Annotated in this window: 13 protein-coding genes and 2 pseudogenes; 4 read left to right on the plus strand and 11 right to left on the minus strand. The window is 65.5% G+C overall.

All coding sequences use genetic code 11. The features are described from left to right. Positions 1-34 precede the first annotated feature (34 nt). The 3 genes from BLQ76_RS15780 to BLQ76_RS15790 all read left to right on the plus strand — a co-directional run bounded on the left by BLQ76_RS15780 (position 35) and on the right by BLQ76_RS15790 (position 3,257). Entirely contained in the window at positions 35-217 is a 183-nt protein-coding gene (locus tag BLQ76_RS15780) for a hypothetical protein (RefSeq protein WP_090675198.1), read from the plus strand. Between the two features lie 86 nt (positions 218-303). Further along, a complete protein-coding gene (purH, locus tag BLQ76_RS15785; RefSeq protein WP_090675204.1) occupies positions 304-1,914 on the plus strand; it encodes a bifunctional phosphoribosylaminoimidazolecarboxamide formyltransferase/IMP cyclohydrolase in 1,611 nt (536 codons plus the stop codon). Between the two features lie 311 nt (positions 1,915-2,225). Then, the gene (locus tag BLQ76_RS15790; protein WP_139184025.1) at positions 2,226-3,257 is read left to right on the plus strand and encodes a hypothetical protein; all 1,032 of its coding nucleotides are present in this window, start codon (positions 2,226-2,228) and stop codon (positions 3,255-3,257) included. Between the two features lie 456 nt (positions 3,258-3,713). Here the strand turns inward: BLQ76_RS15790 and BLQ76_RS15795 are convergent. From BLQ76_RS15795 to BLQ76_RS15845, 11 genes and pseudogenes are all read right to left on the minus strand, one after another. Then, a pseudogene (locus BLQ76_RS15795) lies at positions 3,714-3,851 on the minus strand (transposase); the annotation flags it as partial. Positions 3,852-4,434: 583 nt separating this feature from the next. Then, positions 4,435-5,681 (minus strand): annotated as a pseudogene (locus BLQ76_RS15800) (IS3 family transposase). Positions 5,682-5,731: 50 nt separating this feature from the next. After that, a complete protein-coding gene (locus BLQ76_RS15805; RefSeq protein WP_170842617.1) occupies positions 5,732-6,805 on the minus strand; it encodes an ABC transporter permease in 1,074 nt (357 codons plus the stop codon). Next, positions 6,802-7,848, minus strand: coding sequence for an ABC transporter ATP-binding protein (locus BLQ76_RS15810; protein WP_090675211.1), 1,047 nt, complete (start codon positions 7,846-7,848; stop codon positions 6,802-6,804). Before BLQ76_RS15810 ends, BLQ76_RS15805 begins: the two co-directional genes overlap by 4 nt. After that, entirely contained in the window at positions 7,848-8,990 is a 1,143-nt protein-coding gene (locus BLQ76_RS15815) for a fumarylacetoacetate hydrolase family protein (protein ID WP_090675213.1), read from the minus strand. Before BLQ76_RS15815 ends, BLQ76_RS15810 begins: the two co-directional genes overlap by 1 nt. 14 nt (positions 8,991-9,004) lie before the next feature. Then, on the minus strand, positions 9,005-9,745 hold the full coding sequence (locus tag BLQ76_RS15820; protein ID WP_170842618.1) for an MBL fold metallo-hydrolase: 741 nt from the start codon (positions 9,743-9,745) through the stop codon (positions 9,005-9,007). Positions 9,746-9,971: 226 nt separating this feature from the next. After that, a complete protein-coding gene (locus BLQ76_RS15825) occupies positions 9,972-13,040 on the minus strand; it encodes an efflux RND transporter permease subunit (protein ID WP_090675219.1) in 3,069 nt (1,022 codons plus the stop codon). Next, a complete protein-coding gene (locus BLQ76_RS15830) occupies positions 13,037-14,281 on the minus strand; it encodes an efflux RND transporter periplasmic adaptor subunit (protein WP_090675222.1) in 1,245 nt (414 codons plus the stop codon). The genes BLQ76_RS15825 and BLQ76_RS15830 overlap by 4 nt, the downstream gene beginning before the upstream one ends. Positions 14,282-14,435: 154 nt before the next feature. Beyond that, positions 14,436-14,660, minus strand: coding sequence for a hypothetical protein (locus BLQ76_RS15835; RefSeq protein ID WP_139184028.1), 225 nt, complete (start codon positions 14,658-14,660; stop codon positions 14,436-14,438). A 247-nt stretch (positions 14,661-14,907) separates the two neighbouring features. Continuing rightward, positions 14,908-15,642: a response regulator gene (locus BLQ76_RS15840; RefSeq protein ID WP_090675375.1), complete on the minus strand. Its 735-nt coding sequence runs from the start codon at positions 15,640-15,642 to the stop codon at positions 14,908-14,910. A gap of 50 nt (positions 15,643-15,692) precedes the next feature. Continuing rightward, positions 15,693-17,054 (minus strand): ATP-binding protein, encoded by a 1,362-nt coding sequence (locus BLQ76_RS15845; protein WP_090675228.1) that lies wholly within the window; start codon positions 17,052-17,054, stop codon positions 15,693-15,695. 972 nt (positions 17,055-18,026) lie between these two features. Between BLQ76_RS15845 and BLQ76_RS15850 the strand changes: the two genes are divergently transcribed. Beyond that, positions 18,027-18,830, plus strand: coding sequence for a MipA/OmpV family protein (locus BLQ76_RS15850; protein WP_244519678.1), 804 nt, complete (start codon positions 18,027-18,029; stop codon positions 18,828-18,830). Positions 18,831-19,056 lie beyond the last annotated feature (226 nt).

Here is a 19,056-nt window from a genome sequence, read left to right on the forward strand (position 1 = left end):
TTATCTGGCCGCGGAACGGATCGGAGCGAACGACATGACGACACGGCTTCTCGGCGCGCTGCTGGTGGCGGCGACCCTTTCGGGCTGCGGCGGCATGAACCGCGCGGTCGGCGTCCTGCCCAACACGCTTGACAACCTCCAGCGCGACACCGCCCCCTTGCGCGGCGCCGAGCAACCCGGCGACCGGGCGCTGCGCGACGCCAACCGGCCGCTCTAAGGGCGCCCGCCTTTGTTGTCTCGGTGACGCGGCGCCGCTAAGGGGAGGGCGACTCCCTTCAGCCCGACCCGAGGAAGGCTCCGCCCATGACTGTGGCCGCCAACACCACGCCCGTTCCCGATCGCGTGCCGCTGCGCCGCGCGCTTCTGTCCGTCTTCGACAAGACCGGCGTCGTGGATCTGGCGCGCGCGCTGCACGAGCGCGGCGTGGAACTCGTCTCGACGGGGGGCACGCACCGCGCGCTCACCGAGGCCGGCCTGCCGGTCAAGGACGTCGGCGAGCTGACCGGCTTTCCCGAGATCATGGACGGGCGCGTGAAGACGCTCCACCCGCTGGTGCACGGCGGGCTTTTGGGCATCCGCGACGACGCCACCCATGCCGAGGCGATGCGCGCGCACGGCATCGCCGCGATCGACCTTCTCGTCGTCAACCTCTACCCGTTCAACGAGACGCGGCGCTCGGGCGCGCCGTTCGCCACGATCCTCGAGAACATCGACATCGGCGGTCCCGCCATGATCCGCGCGGGCGCCAAGAACCACAGCTATGTCAGCGTCCTCACAGACCCGGCCGACTACGCGGCGCTGCTCGACGAGCTCGATCGGAACGGGGGCGAAACGACGCTTCGCGCCCGGCGCCGCTGGGCCGGCGCGGCGTTTGCCCAGACCGCCGCCTACGACGCCGCCGTGTCGGCCTGGTTCGCGGAAGGCGAGGAGGGCGCGCCTAAGCGCCTCGCGGTCGCCGGCGTCTCGGCCGGTCAGCTTCGCTACGGTGAGAACCCGCACCAGCGCGCGAGCTTCTATCTCGACGGCACGCAGCGCTTCGGCGTCGCGACCGCGCGGCAGGTGCAGGGCAAGGAACTGTCCTACAACAACATCAACGACACCGATGCCGCCTTCGAGCTCGTGGCCGAGTTCGATCCCGAGCGCACCGCGGCGGTCGCCATCATCAAGCACGCCAACCCCTGCGGCGTGGCGGAGGGCGCCTCGCTGATCGACGCCTACGGGCGGGCGCTCGCCTGCGACCCCGTGTCGGCCTTCGGCGGCATCGTCGCCCTGAACCGGCGGCTCGACGCCGTCTCGGCCCGCGCCATCACCGAGGTCTTCACCGAGGTGATCATCGCGCCCGACGCCGACGAGGAGGCCATTCAGATCGTCGCGGCCAAGCGGAACCTTCGCCTGCTCCTGACCGGCGGCCTGCCGGACCCGCGCACCGGCGGCACCGTGATCCGCTCGGTGGCCGGCGGCTTCCTCGCCCAGACGCGCGACAACGGCGTGGTCGACGACCTAGAGCTTCGCGTCGTCACCAAGCGCCAGCCTACGGCGGCCGAGATGGCGGACCTTCGCTTTGCCTTCCGCATCGCCAAGCACGTGAAGTCCAACGCCATCGTCTATGCCAAGGACCTGGCGACGGTGGGCATCGGCGCGGGGCAGATGAGCCGCGTCGACTCGGCGCGCATCGCCGCGCGCAAGGCCGAGGACGCGGCCAAGGCGGCGGGCGGCACGCCGCTGACGCACGGCTCGGCCGTGGCGTCGGACGCCTTCTTCCCGTTCGCCGACGGCCTCCTGTCGGCGGTCGAGGCGGGCGCGACGGCGGTGATCCAGCCGGGCGGCTCCATGCGCGACAACGAGGTGATCGCGGCGGCCGACGAGAACGACATTGCCATGGTGTTCACAGGCATGCGCCACTTCCGCCACTGAACGGAAAAGCCAGCCGATGATCCCGCTATCCTGCCTTTTGTCGAGAGCACCAATAGTTTGTGAAAATCCACCAATAAACAAAACTAAACTAGTTTTGGGTCAAAAGCGTTCGATTGGATAGCCCGTTGATTGGACTGCGTTTTATTGCCGTGATCGACACTTCATGCACATTCCTCCTGGCCTAATTGGCTCAGAGGGCGCGATAGTCTCCGGTCGGATCGGTCCCGACCGTTCCGGAGACGATAGCCTCCGATGCTCGTGACTTTCTTCGGTAGGACACATCGTCTCCGCTGCCAACCATGGAGACGAACATGCGCAGCAGCATCCGCATTGCGAGCGAACGTACCCCGACGTCGTGGCTTCTCGACCGGGAACTAGCTCGCCAGTTGGGCCATCGCCGGATCGTCGGTCGCCACGTGGAGGGAGACGACTGGAGCGGCCTCGTCCATCTGGCGATTGAGGACGGGGACGTGGTATCCGCCGCAGTCTGCTTGTACGACCGTGTACGGGAAGCAGACGGTACGTGGCTTGAGACGAAGGTGATCTCGGAGGCCGAGCGTCCCTACGCGACGTCCTACCCGATCCGCCTCCTCGACATGCTGTCGCCGCCGCGCGCCGCCTCGGCCGTGCATTGGCGCAACTGCTGCATGGCGCTCGCCTGCGTGCCTGCACTGGATGACCGGCCGATCCGAAGCGGCGAAAGCGTCTTCCTGGCATGCTCGTCGACGGCGACATCGGATGCCGCACTTCCGGGAGCGATCCTGCGATGGCTTTCGGTGGCTGGCGGAACGGCCCGCGTCGTCGAGGTCGATCCTGCGACGGGACGCGCGACAGGGTCGGTGGCGATCGACGTCGTGACTGCGAACCTTCGTCGAGCCCGGTTCCCGGTCGTCGCCCTGGGCGACACCGTCGCGCACGAGCTGCATCGCCGAGCCGCAAGGACGGACACCGGGTTCGGTGGACCGGGTACGGACGTGCGGTACAGCGACATTTTCGGCGGCAGGTGCTGGGAGGCAGACGGCCGGTTCTGGAAGGTGGCCGACGTGAACGTCGACCTAGGCATAGGCGATGCGGCGGGGGACGTACCGTCCGGTCGGAAAGCGATGATGCTGACCTTCCGAACCCCGGACGAGGACGAGCCGCTGCGTACGACAGTTGCGTTCGGCCCTTCCGGCGAGGCGGTCGTCGTTGCAGTCGAGGCACCGGTACAGGACATGATCGATTTCGTTCGAGACCTCGAACGCTGCCTCAACATGCCACCAGAGCCATGTGCGATGGCCGCGGTGGAGCCGGAAGAAGACGGGGAATGCAGCTGGTCCGCAACGGCGGCACTGTCGCCTTGACTTCGATCGCTCCTCGTACGATCCGCGATCATCCGTCCCGGCGGAGGCAACTCACCTCGACTTGTCGACCCAAACCACTTGGAACGCCTGGCCCGTCCCATCGCGAACTGTTGGTCGTCCGCCCCGCCATCACCAACGCGGACCGGGAAACTTCCGGCGATTCCGTTCCCTTCGCGCGGCAGCGCAGGCACATCGCAGCGGCGCGGAGCATCGGATCGGTGCTACGACGGATCGAGGGTCGATCGTCCGGGTCCTCGTCCCCGTCGCGCCGGTAGGCATCCGCAACTGATCCAGCGAGCAAGAGCGCTCCCGACTTCATCGGCCGCCATGGCTTCCGACGTCGAATATCGCTTCGAGGGGCGTGCTCGGCCAGATAGCCGTACTCGTTCGCGGCTGCCTATGCCTTGTAGGCTCTGCAGCCTGTCTGGTTGGAACGGGGTGCGCTCCACCCCATCAGCGCAGACCGTTGCGGTTGATGAACACGATCTCGCTCAATACGCGCCGATCATCGATCCGTGGCCTGCCGTGACTTCCGGGAAAGAACGGCCGCAACCGCCCCATCTGTTCGTCCGCCAGCCAAAGCAGGTCGCTCATATCCAGTCCCCGGGCCGGAGCCTGAATAAAACGGGACGCCTCAAATCAATGGGTCATGACCTTAGCGACGACCACCTTCAATATCCAAGACTCGACCGCAGCAGTCCATTATGTAGACAGCGTTCTGCCCACGCTTATCAAGTGATGATCTGCGTTCACCATAGCTAACTAGCACAGGAATTTTCTTTCCGAAGAATATCGCGGCAAAATCACTCTCGGATGTGAACCCAGCTCCACGGTATATTTGGCAGCAGCTACCACGAAGTAAGTTAAATGCTACAGCGTCGTCATGCTGCCCATCTATGCTCAGTTCGAACTCAAGCGCCTTCGAAACGATTTCTGACCCAGAGAACCAACGAAATTCGCGAAAGCAGAAGCCAGAAATTGCCAACGAAACGTAGGTGATCAGACTGAGGCCAATCAGGATACGGATCAAAAACAGCCCCTTCTCGCGATCTCGTTAAGGTTGCATATGACATTTTATCTTACACATTCTGGTGTGTAGAACGGTGCGGAGAAGCGACTACTTTCGTAACCTTATCGCGCGTGATGGTCTGCCCCCATTAGGTGGCCCGGTTCAAAACTAATGCATGGTAGGCTTGTTGGCGACGTTCGAGGTGGCCGGCCGAGCGGGGTTGGGTAGCGCAGGCGGCCACGGTACGGCGCCGGGTGCTGGCGGAGGTTAGCCCAGCGAGGAGTGCGGGCGCACCGTGTTGTAGTGCTGTCGCCAGATCTCGATGACGATGCGGGCCGAGGCCAACGCTGTAGACGATCTCGCCGTTCAGGAGTTCGTCCCGGAGCTTCGAATTGAAGCTCTTGCAGGTGCCGTTCTCCCATGGGCTGCCGCGCTCGATGAAGGCGGTCCTGGCGCCTATCGCCGTGATCCAGTCGCGCACCGCCTTGGCGATGAACTCCGGACCGTTCTTCGGGCCATCGATACTGGATCGATGGCTGACCCTCTGAACTTGGTACGGATGTGTCCCGGCACCCCGTGCAGGATGAAGAGCTCGGACAACACGTCGATGACGTCGGTGGATTTGAGCTTCCGGTCGATCCGTATGGCAAGGCATTCGCGGGTGAACTGATCGATCAGATTGAGCATGCGGAACTTGCGCCCGTTGTGGGTTCGGCCCTCGACGAAGTCATAGTACCAGACATGATTGGGGCGCTCGGGCCGAAGCCGAACGCAGGACCCGTCGTTCGACCAGAGCCGACCCTTCTTGGGCTGCCTAGCTGGCACCTTCAGCCCTTCCTGCCGCCAGATGCGCTCAACCCGCTTCACGTTCACGAGCCAGCCGGCATCCCGCAGCAAAGCCGCGATGCGCCTGTACCCATAGCGCCCGTAGCGTGTTGCCAGTTCGATGATGTCGGCCGTCAGCGCCGCATCGTCGGCTCGCCCCTTGGGTGCCTTGCGCTGTGTCGATCGGTGCTGCCCCAGAACCCGGCACGCCAGCCGCTCCGACACGCCGAACTTGCGCACGGTATGGTCGATGCAGCGCCGCCGCCGGTTCGAAGAGTCACGCGCCTCTTCGAAGGGCATCACCGGTTTCCCGATGCGTTCGGCAAAGCCTCACATGTCAAGATCAGCTTCTCCAGCGTCAGGTCCGACACGGCCTTGCGAAGGCGCTCGTTCTCCTTCTCGAGGTCCTTCAGCCGTTTGACCTGGTCGGACTTCAGTCCACCGAACTCCTTTCGCCACCGGTAGTAGGTGAACGGCGTCACGCTGATCGTGCGGACCGCCTCCGCCACCGGGCGGCCCTGCGACAGCAACACGTCGACCTGCCGAAGCTTGGCGAGGATCTCCTCGGGCTTGCGCTTCTTCTGCGGCATTCCTGGCATCCTCCAAAGGCTCGAAAGCCTACTTCAGGAAGGACCGCTTTTCAGGGGGCAGACCAAGAGCCTTTATAACCCTCGGATACCATAGCGAAAACGGTGCCGCCGAAGCCAACGGTTGCGAGGACGGCCCATCCGACGAACACGTTTCTGGAGATATCTCCCTGCCAGACGACTAGGCGGTAGCATTCGACTGCCCACGCATGGGGTGTCACCCAGCTCCATTCCTGAATGTCGCTTGGCATGAGATAGCTCGGGAACATCGTTCCGCCCAACGCTGCCAAGAGGAGGAACAAGGCGGTCGAAAACGGCTGGGCCTGCTCACGCGACCGACAGATCGCGCAGAGGGCCATGGCGATGCCGCCGGCCGCGAAGGCGACTGCGGTTGCCGTCACGAGCCAAGCCAAACCCGACAGGTGGTCCGCGACCGGCACGTAGCGATAGGCGACCGCGAACACGCATAGGGTCTGAAGCAGCCCTACGATGGTCAACCAGACGATCCGTGCCCCGACGATGCGACCCATCCCGCCGGCAGCAAGGACCAGACGCGCCTGTAGCCCGGAGCGGCGATCGTCGAGTCCGATCATCGCACCATGCATGGCAGCGAAGAAGACGAACAGCGTGCTCACCGTTCCGGCGAGATAGGTTCGCTGGTAGTCGCCTTCCGGACCGACCAGACGATGGCTCACCCGTGCAGCCTCGAACTTCCGGTCGTGCATTCGATCGACGATCCCGCTCGCCTGGCCTGCGAGCGTCATGACGGTGAGCGGATCCTCGGCTCCCCTGACGATGTCGAACGATAGCGGGGCGTCCGGCGTCCCCCTGATGACGAGACCTGCGTCCGACAAACCAGACCCGACGGATTCTTCGATATCCCGTGTGTCGCGGGCGGCATGAAGCCCATCACCGTAGATCGCGCCGAGTCCTTTCACGACGGCAGCGCTACGGTCGTTGCGAACGGTGTCAAGAACATGCACCGTCGAACGAATCTCCTTTTGGATATCGGCGGTGAAAATCATGCCGAACACGAGGTAGAGCAGTGGCGGCAGGACGAGCGTCATGACACAGCCCGTCCGGTCACGCAGGAAACTCCGAGCGTAGGCGAGGACGATGGCGATCATGGGGACGCTCTTCCGTCGGATTTGGCAAGGTCGGAAAGAACAGGTCGGCGCACGGTCATCGATCCTGCGTTGCGTTCGACGAGGCGTTCTACCAGGCGTGCCTGGGCGATGGGATCGCAGCCGACGAACCGCCAGCAGGTGCCGTTGTCGGCTGGAGCGAACGCCACGTCTCGAAGGCGTCCGGCGTCCTCCCATCCGACCGGCGCATCGAAGCGCAACTCAAGGAACTGCGACGATCCGAAGGTCTGAGACACCAGATCCTTGCCGCAACCCTCAAGCGCGACGCACCCGTCCTCGATGAGCGCGATGCGATCGGCGACCCGATCGACGAACCGGTCATCGTGACTGACCAGCAGACAACCGGTTCCGTCCGAAGCCGCGTTGCGGACCGCGTCGCCGATCAGGAGGCGCGTATCCTCGTCGACCGCTTCGGTCGGCTCGTCCAGGACGAGCAGACGGGCATCGCCCATCAGAGCGACGGCGAGGTTGACACGCTTCTTCCAACCGCCGGACAGGGAGCCTACGATCTGATCGGCTCGTTCGAACAGATCGAGGTCGGAAAGCAAGCGATCGATCCTGCGGGCACGAGACTGTCGATCCCCCAACTGGAGGGATGCGAACACGGACAGGTTCTCGTGGATCGTGAGGGCGGGAAACAGGGCACAGTCCTGTGGACAGTGACCGACGTCACGGAATCTTCCCCGACGCGTGCCTGGAGCGCGACCCGCAACGAGAACCGTTCCCGACCTCGGGTTCAGGAGACCGCAGGCGACCTGCGCGGTGGTGGACTTGCCTGCGCCGTTTCGACCTACGAGAGCCACGACCTCGCCTGCCGAGACGCGCAGGTTCAGATCCTGCAGCACCGTCGAGCGGCCATATCCCGCGACGACGTCTTGCAGAACCAACGCGTCCTGCGTCACCTGCTCCGCACTCGCAACGCCGGTCCGGATCCGAGAACCGGTGACCCGCCACCAGCTCGTCCATCGCTTCTCATCCACCGGAGCCGAACGGCCCGCGACGTCGACGGTTGCTTCGACCGGCATCACGGGACGATCCGGTTGCGCACGATGCCGAGACGGTCCGCGATCCCGACCACCTCGTCGTCGGGCTGGAGGTAGCGTCTATCGCGCTTCGCCTCGCGGATCGCCGGGCCCACCATCGCGTCCCGCATCCGCCTGGGATCGGAAAGCCCTTCCAGAATGCCGAGCGCGACCTGTCGGACGCTCGGCGGCCTGAACACGACACCGTCCGTCGTGCCCGACAGGATGACCGTGCGCGGAAGGATGGCTCGCCCGGCGATCGGAAGCGAGGCCAGACCGCCCTGCCATTCCCATTGCCGATCGCGTGCAGCGACGCTCTGTCGGACGATCTCGCCCATGTCCCAGACCATCTCGCCGGGCAGCGCGACCTGACGCAAGGTACCGTTGACGTAGAGCCGCAGTTCCAGTGTCCGATAGAACCGATCGGTGTCGCGTGGAACGACGAAGAGGTTGCCGACCGGCATGTAGCCCCTGCGGCTCTTGGCATCGGTGAAGCCTATCCCCGACTCGATGTCGGTGAATTGGCTCCGTCTCAGAAGGATTTCGCGATCCGTGTAGTCGGTGGCGAGCACGAGGCCCATGGTCGGGGTATCCACGCCGCCGGGTGGCAGCGGGACGAAGCCGAGCTCCATCTCGTAGTCGAGAAGTCCGCCACCGACGGAAACGGCCGCGTCGAAGCGCTCTGGCGGTCTCATCTTCGGAAAGAGAAAGGACTCCTCCAAGGTCGTTTCCGCCATGTGCGAAGGATAGTTCCCGCCGATGGCGATCTGCACGTTGCGCCCATCGAAAGGAACGACGAGCGCCCCTTCCTCCACGGTGACGGGGTTCCCGATAGCGTCCATCACCTCCGCGAACGAGGCGTGGCCCATGAGCGTCACGGGATCGGCTCTGGCGTCGTCTGCGGTCAGCGCGTCGAGCGCGATGCCGCGAACGATGCCGTCGTCGTAGCTCTCGACGCGCAGGAGACGCAACCGCTCACCGTCCCGGTAGCGGGCGAAGGTCAAGGCATCGACCGTCGGAGCGATGGATACGCCTCGGGCCCCACCGTCCGGGAGCCGTCCCGCGACGGGTGGGGCATAGGGCGGCTCCTGGAGGGAATAGGCCACCCCGATCGCCGCCGATATCGTCGCCAGGGCCGCGACCATCCATACCCGCCTCCTCACGCCAGTTTCCCACGCCCGAGACGCGATGCGGCCGGCGATCGTTCGACGTGCCACCACTTGCGTCGGAAACGCGCGGAAGCGTTTCCGACGATGGGCCTTCCGCGTCCGAAGCAGGCCGTCTCGAACGACAGTCTCGCCAGCCGCCACTGACTGCGCCGACCTGTCTCAAGATCCTCGAAGGCGATGGGATCGCCCAACCCGAAGACGTTCGCGCAGGCGTCGCCCGCGAACAGGACGCCGCGAGGACGCCAGAGAAGGGCGACCTGACCGGCGCAGTGGCCGGGAACGTGCACGACCTGCAGGCCGCCGGCGATCCGCAGCACTTCGCCGTCGGCGATCGTGGCGTCGATCGCCACCGGCTCGACGGTTGTGGAAGGCTTCGGTCCGAACATTCGAAACAAGGTACTGGGCAGAAGACCTGGAGCTGCGCGCATCGGACGGAACTTGCCGCCGCGCTCGGCGATCGCACGATCCGCAGCGTGGATCAGGACCTTCGCTCCGGTCTGCCGGACCAACGCGGCAGCGTTGCCGATGCGGTCGGGATGGGCATGCGTCAGGACGATGTGCTTGAGGTGGGAGACCGGGCGGCCGAGGTCGACGATCGCATTCAAGATAGCGGTTGCGTGTCCCGGGATGCCGCTATCGATCAACGTCACGCTGTCGCCATCCTCCAAGAGAAACGCGTTCGCTCCGCCGTGCGAGATCATGTGGACATGGTCTGTGACCGGGGTCGACATTGCTTGTTCCTTTCTGACCTGGGCCAAGCCCTCTACTGTGGCCATTGGGAACCTAGCTTGGCACCGACAGGAGATGGGCTTAGGTTTGTTGCGGTTTGTTGCGTTCGAGGCCGCCGTATGCCGAGACCTCGGCATGCGGCGCGGACGAACGGCGATCTCATCGTGCGAATGGATGGGTTTCGAGTTGCCGGTGCCGCTTCGGGCACCGGCACGAGACGCATCGGTCTCACGTGACGGACGCTTCGGCCCGTCCACCGGAGCCGATGCGCGACAGAACGCGCCGAAGCGCGTTCGATGCGTCACCCATCAGCGTATGCAAGGCCGGCACGACGACCAGCGACAGGAGCGTCGAGACGACGAGGCCGCCGATCACCGCGATCGCCATGGGTGCACGGAAGTCGCCGCCCTCGCCAAGAGCCAGCGCCGCCGGCACCATACCGGCGACCATCGCGAGCGTCGTCATGACGATGGGACGGGCCCGCTCGCGGCCTGCGGCGACCGATGCCTCGGCCCGCGACAGTCCCTCACGCTCGCCTTCCTGGGCGAAGTCGAGAAGCATGATGGCGTTCTTGGTGACGATGCCCATCAGCATCAGGATGCCGATGACGACGGGCAGCGAGACCGCCGTTCCCGTCAGCATCAGTGCGGCGACGACGCCGGCCAGCGAGAGGGGTAGCGTGACGAGGATGGTGACCGGCGTCACGACGCTGCCGAACAGGAGCACGAGCACCACGAAGACGAGGCCGATACCGAGCCCCATGGCCGAGGCGAAGCCGGAGAACACGTTCCCTTGCGTGTCGGAGTCACCGCTCGCCTCCAGGCGAACGCCCGCCGGCAGACCGCGCACCGCGACCAGGGCTCGCAACTCGTTCATGCCCGGGCCCGAGGCCATGCCCTCCGGCGTGTCGAAGGCAACGTCGATCCGCCGTTCCCGGTCGCGGCGCTCGATACGCGACACACGCTCGGCGAAGTCGACGTCGGCGAGCTGCGCCAGGGGTACGAGCCGCCCGTCGTCGGCAGGAACGCGCTGGGTCCGCAGAGTCTCCAGATCGTCACGGGCGGATCGCTCGAGTTGAAGCCGGATCGGAATGCGGCGGTCGCGATCGATGAACTCGGCCAGATCGTCGTCGTAGGCCCCAACGGTCGCGACACGGACCGTGTCGGCCAGCGCCGTGGTGGTCACGCCCGCATTGGCCATCCGCTCGATGTCGGGACGGATGCGGATCTCGGGCGTGCGGGCCGTCTCGCTGGAGGCAGGGGCGACCGCGAAGGGAGCCATGGCGAGATCGCGAAGCATCGCGTCGGCCGCCTCGCTCGCCGCCGTACCATCACGCGACAGGATCGAGACCGACACGTCGCGCTCGCCTGAACTGTTCAGCGGCTCAAAGCCGATGTCGGGGACGCGGCGCAACGCGTCCGCGACGAGCGGAGTCAACGCCTGGGCGGATAGGGCGCGTTCGGTCTTTGGTTCGAGGATCACCAACAGGGATGCGAGGTTGAGCCCCCGTTGACCCGAGGCGTTCGTGCCCCCTCGAATGAAGATGCCGCCGACCCCGTCCAAGTTCTTCAACTCATTGCGGATCGTCTCGGCCGTGGACCGGGTGTCGTCGAGGGACGATCCAGCGGGTAGTTCCACCGAGACCTGGATCTTGCCGTTGTCCTCGTCCGGCAGGAAGGCCGTGGGCAGGCGGATGGCGAGCGCGAGCGAGCCGGCGAACAGGAGAACGGCGACCGCGACCGTCGTACCGCGCCAAGTGACCGCGATGCGCAGAAGCGAAGCATAGGCGCGCTCGACCATGCCAGGAGCCCTGCGAATCTCGGCGTGGAAGCGCATCAGGTGGACCGCGAGGAGGGGAGTGACGAGGCGTGCCACCAGCAGCGAGAAGAACACGGCAATCGCGACCGTCAGGCCGAACTCGCGGAAGTACTGCCCGACCACCCCGCTCATGAAGCCGACCGGCATGAACACGGCGATGATGGTGGCCGCGATAGCGGTGACGGTGAGGCCGATCTGCGCCGAAGCGTCGATCGCGGCCTGACGGGCCGGTTTGCCCATGCGGCCGTGCCGCTCGATGTTCTCGATCTCGACGATCGCGTCGTCGACCAGAATGCCCGCGACCAACGTGATCCCGAGAAGGCTGATGATGTTGAGCGAGAAGCCGAGAAGCTGCATCGCCCAGAAGGTCGGGACGATGGCGAGCGGCAGGGCGACGGCCGCGACCGCGGTGGCCCGCCAGTCGCGCAGGAACAAGAATACCACGACCATGGCGAGGAGGGACCCTTCCGCCAGCGTCTTGAGGGCCGAGTGGTAGTTGCCGAGCGTGTAGGTGACGCTGTCGTCGATCCGGCTGAAGCGGACGGTGGGATGCGCCGTCAGCAGTTCGCCGATCGCCTCGTCGACGACATCCGCCACGCCGACGTCGCTGGCGCCGCGGGCTCGCAGCACGCTGAAGCCGACCACCTCCGTCCCGTCCAGGACGCCGAACCCGTCGGGCTCGGCATAGGTGTCGATCACCGTGCCGAGGCTTCCGAGCGTCGCCGAGGATCCGTTGGGAAGCCGGATCGCGGTGGCTTCGAGATCCTCCAGCGAGCGCAGCGTCGCGACCGTCGAGACCATGCGGTCGACATCACCCGTTCGCATCGTGCCTCCACCCGCATCGAACGCAAGGCGACCAAGCTCGGCGTTGACCTGCGAGGCGGTGACGTCGAGCGCCAGGAGCCGATCGGGATCGAGACGGATCTGGATCTCGCGGTCCACCCCGCCGATCCGCTCCACACGGCCAATGCCGGCTCGCGAGCGCAACTCGCGGGTCACGACGTCGTCCACGAAGAAGGACAGCTCCTCGCGGGTCAGCGAAGGGTCGGCCACCGCGTAGGTGACGACCGGTCCGCTCTCGGCCTCGACGCGGGCGACGACCGGCTCGTCGATGCCGGAAGGAAAGTCGCTGCGCACGGAGGCGACGGCGTCGCGTACGTCGGCGACGGCTCGGTCGATCGGAACGCTCAACTCGAACTCGACGGTGGTGACGGAGCGGCCCATCTCGACAACGGACTCGAGCTCCTCGATGCCGGTCAGGCTGGCGACGGCGTCCTCGACGCGCTGCGTGATCGCCGTCTCGATGTCTTCGGGTGCGGCGCCCGGATCGCCGATCGTGACCGTGACGAGGGGAACGTCGATCGTCGGGAAGTACGTGATCGGCAGCGAGCGGAAGGAGAGAAGCCCCAGTGCGGTCAGAACCACGAAGAGGACCGTGGTCGGCAGCGGATGACGGATCGCCCAGGCGGAGACGTTCATCGATCCGCCCTCGCGCTCTGCAAAGTGGGCGAGGGCTGGGACGGGATGTCGTAGGCGACCTCGACGGGCGCGATCCGGTCTCCTTCCGTGAGCAGGCTGCCTGCCTTCAGGACGACATGGGTGTCCTCCGCGAGACCGGAGGTGACATGGACGACATCGCCGACGCGAGCACCCGTCTTGACCCGGACGCGCTCCACGACGCCCTCCCGCTCCTGCCACAGCGAACTCACGGCGCCATCGATCGAGACGGCGGATGCGGGAACGACGACGCCCTGGTGACGGGAGACTTCGACTTCGCCTCTCACGAAGGCGCCCGCGGGAAGACCGGCGGTGGCGGACAGGGCAATGCGGGCCCGGCCAAGGCGGGTCACCTCCGTCAACTCTGGCAGGACGAGCCTCACCGTGCCGCGCACGGGCGCGTTCTGTCCGGAGATCCGGAGTTCGACGCCCTGTCCGACCCGGACCAGGGCGAAGTCCCGTTCCGCCAGTTCCACCTCAACCTCGAGAACGGCGTTCTCCGACAGGATGAACAGCGGTTCACCCGCACTCGCGACCAGCATGCCGACGGTGGCGCCGCGCTTCTGGACGCGCCCGGCGACGGGGGCGCGTACCAGCGTCTTCTCGAGGCGAGTTGCCAACCGGGCCGCCTCGGCCTCGATCACCTGTCGATCGATCACGGCGAGCTGCAACGTCTGCGCCGCGATGGCTCGGGCGGCACCCGCTCGCTTCAGTGCGGTCTCCAGCGTCTCGGCCGCCTGTGAGGACGTAAAGCCCCGCTTCTGGAGGGAGCCGCCACGCCGCATGTCGCTCTCGGCCTGCGCCAGAGCGATCTCGGCGTCTTCCAGCCCGTTGCGGGCCTGGTTGATGGTCCCCTCGGTACGCAGGAGACGAGCGGACAGTTCGCGCTCGTCCGCCCGCATCATCGTGTCGTCCAGTCGGGCGAGGACGTCGCCGGCCCGCACGAGATCGCCAGCCTCGACCTCGACGGCCGTGAGGCGCAGGCCGTCGAGATCCGCCCGGAGCATGATCGCGTCCCGCGGCACGACGGTCCCGGTCGCGCGAACCGTCTGCACCACCTCGCCCGTTCGCGCGACCACGACGCTGATGGATTGGGCCCCTTCGGGCATCTGCGCGGCGAGGGGGGAGGCCAGGCACGACGACACCAGCCCGAGCACTCCGACGATGGGTCGCAATCGTGGTCGCCGGGACGGCAGGGTTCGGATCGGGTGGTTCTGGTGCATGGTCGCCACGGCGTCGCTCCGGTCGGGTTCGCGGCGGACGTCGAACCGTCCGACCGCCGATCCTCAAACCGTAGGATGCTGGCCGTACGTGCCGGATGTCATCGTGTTGCGATACGTTGCGAAGCATGGGGCCCTGACACCGGGCATGCCGACGTCAGGACGATTTCGACTCCGCTTCCACCTTTAGCCAGCGCATGATGTTGGCGGCCAAGACCCAGTCGTCTCCGTACTCCGACCCAAAGTCGTAGAGCAGGGCCGCGCTTATCAGATGTCCCGTTTGCGTCTCGGCAACTGTCATGGGGGCTGCAGCAGGCTGGACTGGCCGATAAGGCCAGAACATCCGCCGCGAATGGTGCAGGCTGAAGGCATCGACTGTCATGAATGACTTCCCGAACGCTTGGTCGTAGATCGAACCAGAGGGCTTGTGGCCTCGTCGCTCCATTCGCATGGTGATCCGCAAGATCGACCGCTACGGTGACTTGGTCCGACATCAACCTATCGATGAGGGAAGGAAGCAGGTTTGCGCGTTGTTGAGTTTTGTGTCGCCGGTGAGCGTTCTCCGCCACGTTCTCGCTTTTTGTAGCGATTGTCTGGGTGTGGACCAACAAGGTTGATCGCATTCGCGTTCAAGCGGACTCGACGCTGGCAGTGAACATGTAGCCCGCGAGCCGCACCGTGGTCAGCAAGGTGGGCTGCGCTGGGTCCGGCTCGATCTTGGCGCGTAGCCGACTGATATGGACGTCGATCGAGCGCTCGACGGGACCGGCCAGGCCAGCGTGGGTCATCGTCAGCAGCTGCTCCCGCGACAGGACGCGGTTCGGGTTGCGGCACAGGGCCAGCAGAAGATCGAACTCGGTCGTGGTCAACGACACGCGTGCCCCGCTCGGGTTGCGCACCTGCCGTCGCTTGGGATCGATCGTCCAGTCGTCGAAGCGAAGCGGGCGCGACGTGTCGCCTTCCTCCGGCGCATAGGAGGCGCGACGCAGCAGGCTTCGGATGCGGGCCATGACCTCACGGGTCGAGAACGGCTTCGTCACGTAGTCGTCGGCGCCGAGCTCGAGCCCGACGATCCGGTCGATCTCCTCGTGCTGGGCGGTCAGCATCAGGATCGGGATCGTGCTCTGGGCGCGAAGCCTGCGGCATATCTGGAACCCGTCCTCGCCGGGCAGCATCAGGTCGAGGACGATCAGGTCGAAGGTCTCACGCCGCATCTGCACGTCCATCTCGATACCGCTTCCGGCGGTGCGGGCCGTCATGCCCGCTTCATCCAGCGTCTTCGCCAGGAGGGAAGCGATAACCGGATCGTCCTCCACCACGAGGATCATCGGTTGCTCGCGATCGGAGCGTGAGAATGTGGACATCATGGTACTCTGCAACGGTTGCAACCAAGGGTGAACGGACGTCATCCGCTTCAGGAGTTCGGCGGAGAAGCGTTGCCGAGCGAGGGTAGACGCAGGCGAACCACAAGGCCGTGCGGCTGGCGATCGTGCAGCTCCAGCGTGCCACCATGGGCTCGCACGATGTCCGCGACGATCGACAGGCCCAGCCCGAAGCCCTTCGGGGAGTTCGGGCCGCGCGACGCATCGAGCTTGTAGAAGGGCTCCAGAACCAGCTCGCGCTTGTCGGCGGGGATACCGGGACCGTCGTCGGCGACTTCGATCCAGTACTCGCTCCCGTTCGGCACCAGGGAAACCACGGCCTCCTGGCCGAACTTGAGAGCGTTGTCGCAGAGATTGTTGACGGCGCGGGTCAGGGCATTCGGGCGACAGACCGCCGACAACCGATCCGGTCCCTCGTAGCGAACGGGGAAGCCGACATCGGCGAACTCGCATTGAATGGTCTGGAGAAGGCTGGCGACGTCGAGCTTCTCGGCCTCCTCGCCCAACGCGTCCGTGCGCAGGTAGGCGAGCGTCTCCCCGATCAAGGCGTCGATCTGCTCGATGTCTCCCAGCATCGACTGACGGGTGGTGACGTCGTCCAGGCGCTCGGCGCGCAGCCGCAGGCGCGTCAGGGGCGTTCGCAGGTCGTGACTGACGCTGCGCAGCATGCGCATGCGCATATCGACCATACTGCGGATGCGGGTCCGCATCCCATTCAGCGCCTTGGCCAACCGAACGATCTCGACGGTGCCGCGCTCGGCGATCGGCGTGTCCTTCGAGACGCCGTCGCTTCGATCGAGTTCGTCGACGATCCGTGCCAGCGGGTTGGCGAGCGCCTGAGCCGCGTAGACGGTGAACAGGACCAGAAGCGTTGCGAAGGCAAGAAGGTAGTAGGTCAGGGGCCCGGAAAAGTCCGTCGTCGATACCATGCTCGGCAGATTGCGCGCGACCAGAAAGGTCGAGCCGTCGATCGGGCACCAGAAGAACGGACGACCATCGACGATATCCCACCCACCGCCGGACGCCGGATAGGCATCTGGCGGGAACAGCCAGAAAACCCATCTCTCGAACGCGTACCCATCGGCCGACATCGCCCGCATGGTCGCGAGAGCGGGTCGGTCGACGACCCGCAGTTCCAGCCCGGTGACGGCGAATCTCTCCAGCAGCCAAGACCGTTCCGCTTCGTCGGACCGCGCCATGACCTGCGCGATCAGCGACACGCGGTCGACCATCAGGTCGAGATCGGCGGACGCGAGAGGTCCCGTCTCGCGTAGCGGCTCGATTATACGTCCCACGACGATGACGGAGATCACGGCAACCAGGATCATCAGGATGATCTGGCCGCGCAGTGTCGAAGGATAAAGACGTTTCAAGACCACGTTCACGGACTTCACCTCGGACGGGGTCGTTCATGCCGAACCAGGGGAGCCGCTCGGTATCGTGCGCTCGTCCGATCGTAGTCCAGACCGAGCCCCGAACCCACCGAAGTCGGAACGCACGGCGACCACGGCGCGCGAACACGTGAGCAGAGGCACGTTCGATCGGGGCACGAGGCCGGTCGCGAACTCGTATGGAAAGCCGCGAAGCGAAGCCGGGACAGTCCCTTGCGGACCGACATCTCGTCGCTCGGGTGCCGCTTGCGGGGCGAGAACGCCCGGCCGGTACCGGTTTTCGAATAGTCCGACGTCTTTCCATCGAACACCACGGGAAGCATGGCTTCGCACTTCCGTCGGTAGGCGAAGGCGTTACCTCCCGTGGCTTGCCGGGAGAACATCCCTTTGGCCATCAGGGACAGACGGACGGCACCGCTCGGCGGCACGATGTTCACGGTTGTAGGTCCTCGAAGTCGAAGGTGACGACTCGCCCGCGAGCGTCGTGGAACCGGCTTCTACGACATGCTCCACCGCCGGCTTGTGTGGAAATGTTTCGGTTTGTGTCGACGAGCTTCGCGGCGACATCGATCGAGCGCCCTTCAACGACCGCGTTCGAGACGGTCTGCACGTTCTGTCCATGGAACCTCAGGACGAGGGAGGGCCACCGTAGATATCCTGAAGTTATCGCTTCCCTGCCATCTGTACGGACCGGACGTCAGCCGGCGGCTCCCGGACCATCGAGAATTGGGTTCAGGGACGTGAGGCGACGATCACCTCGTCGCAACACATGGCAACACTTCAAAATCTCGTTCGCACCGTCGAGCGGCTACCCCTGGAACGTCCAAACGCTTCCCGGTCGAGTTCATTCGCCTCTCCGGGACCCAGAGTACCGGAGTTCCCATGTCGCGTTCGTCCATCTCGCCGTCGTCCCGCCGTACAACTGCAAGATTTCTCAAGCGTCTACTCCTCGCCGGGCTATCGATGACCGCCTCCGTGACCTCCGCGTCCGAGGCCGTGGCGGCCGATGCGTCCGTCGACGAGATGCGCAGCGGCGAGGTTCCATCCGTCTCGTCGCAGCCTGACCCCTCCCGTTTCGGGCGGATCGTCGAGCGCCTGGGCGAATGGGAGGTCGTGGTTGGGGGCGGTGCGCTGATCGAGCCCGAGTACGAAGGATCGGACGAGTTCGAAGTCACCCCCGTCCCCTTCGTCTCCGCAACCTACGGTGACTGGCTGAAGATCGATCCGACGGGTGCAGCCGCTACCGTCTACCGGACCGATGCGATCCGCCTGGACGGGCTGCTCGGCTACGAGACGGGACGCTCGGAAGACGACTCCGACAGGCTCCGGGGTCTGGGCGACGTCGACTTCGGCGTGAACGTCGGAGCGCTGGCCGCCCTAGAGGTTGGACCGGCAGAACTCTTTGTCAGCGCCCAGAAGACCATCGGCGGAAGCGACGGCTTCGTCGCCGAAGCGGGAGCCGAGGTCGAGTATGCCGTCTCGCAGTCACTGTTTCTCGGCCTGAAGGGTTCGGCGACCTTTGCCGATGAGAAGCACATGCAGGCCTACTTCGGGATCGACGCCGTGCAATCCGTCCGTTCCGGCTACGCGGCATACGAGCCGGACGCCGGCATCAAGCGCGTCGATCTCGCTGCCACCGCCACGTTCGCCTTCAACGAGAACTGGTTCGCACGGGGTGAGGCGGGTGTGGGCGTTCTGATCGGCGATGCCGCCGACAGCCCGATCGTTCAGGACGAGATCCAGCCGTCCGGTCTGCTGCTCGTCGGCTACCGGTTCTAAGGGCATCGGGCCGTCCTGAGACATGCACTCGGGAAGCCTCGGCTCCCGGGTCTGCCAGCCTCCGAGCGACACTCCGGTCCCGACATCCGTGAACGAGTGGCCTCGAACGCACCCCGGCCTCGTTCCGGAGCGCGAGCCTTCGGAGGCCGCAACATTCCGTAACCGAATGAAGCGTCGGGCATCGCGCCGACATTCCATTCTGATCCCGACGCGCCCTCATAACTGC

The organism is Aureimonas jatrophae, from assembly GCF_900104035.1.
GTDB lineage: Bacteria > Pseudomonadota > Alphaproteobacteria > Rhizobiales > Rhizobiaceae > Aureimonas > Aureimonas jatrophae.

Bases quoted from the DNA above. Each gene is read 5' to 3' on its own strand.
- BLQ76_RS15830 (WP_090675222.1), bottom strand. From the start codon at position 14,281: ATGCACCAGAACCACCCGATCCGAACCCTGCCGTCCCGGCGACCACGA.
- BLQ76_RS15815 (WP_090675213.1), bottom strand. From the start codon at position 8,990: ATGGTCGCGGCCCTGGCGACGATATCGGCGGCGATCGGGGTGGCCTAT.
- BLQ76_RS15835 (WP_139184028.1), bottom strand. From the start codon at position 14,660: ATGACAGTCGATGCCTTCAGCCTGCACCATTCGCGGCGGATGTTCTGG.
- BLQ76_RS15825 (WP_090675219.1), bottom strand. From the start codon at position 13,040: ATGAACGTCTCCGCCTGGGCGATCCGTCATCCGCTGCCGACCACGGTC.
- purH (WP_090675204.1), top strand. From the start codon at position 304: ATGACTGTGGCCGCCAACACCACGCCCGTTCCCGATCGCGTGCCGCTG.
- BLQ76_RS15820 (WP_170842618.1), bottom strand. From the start codon at position 9,745: ATGTCGACCCCGGTCACAGACCATGTCCACATGATCTCGCACGGCGGA.
- BLQ76_RS15810 (WP_090675211.1), bottom strand. From the start codon at position 7,848: ATGCCGGTCGAAGCAACCGTCGACGTCGCGGGCCGTTCGGCTCCGGTG.
- BLQ76_RS15790 (WP_139184025.1), top strand. From the start codon at position 2,226: ATGCGCAGCAGCATCCGCATTGCGAGCGAACGTACCCCGACGTCGTGG.
- BLQ76_RS15780 (WP_090675198.1), top strand. From the start codon at position 35: ATGACGACACGGCTTCTCGGCGCGCTGCTGGTGGCGGCGACCCTTTCG.
- BLQ76_RS15805 (WP_170842617.1), bottom strand. From the start codon at position 6,805: ATGATCGCCATCGTCCTCGCCTACGCTCGGAGTTTCCTGCGTGACCGG.
- BLQ76_RS15840 (WP_090675375.1), bottom strand. From the start codon at position 15,642: ATGTCCACATTCTCACGCTCCGATCGCGAGCAACCGATGATCCTCGTG.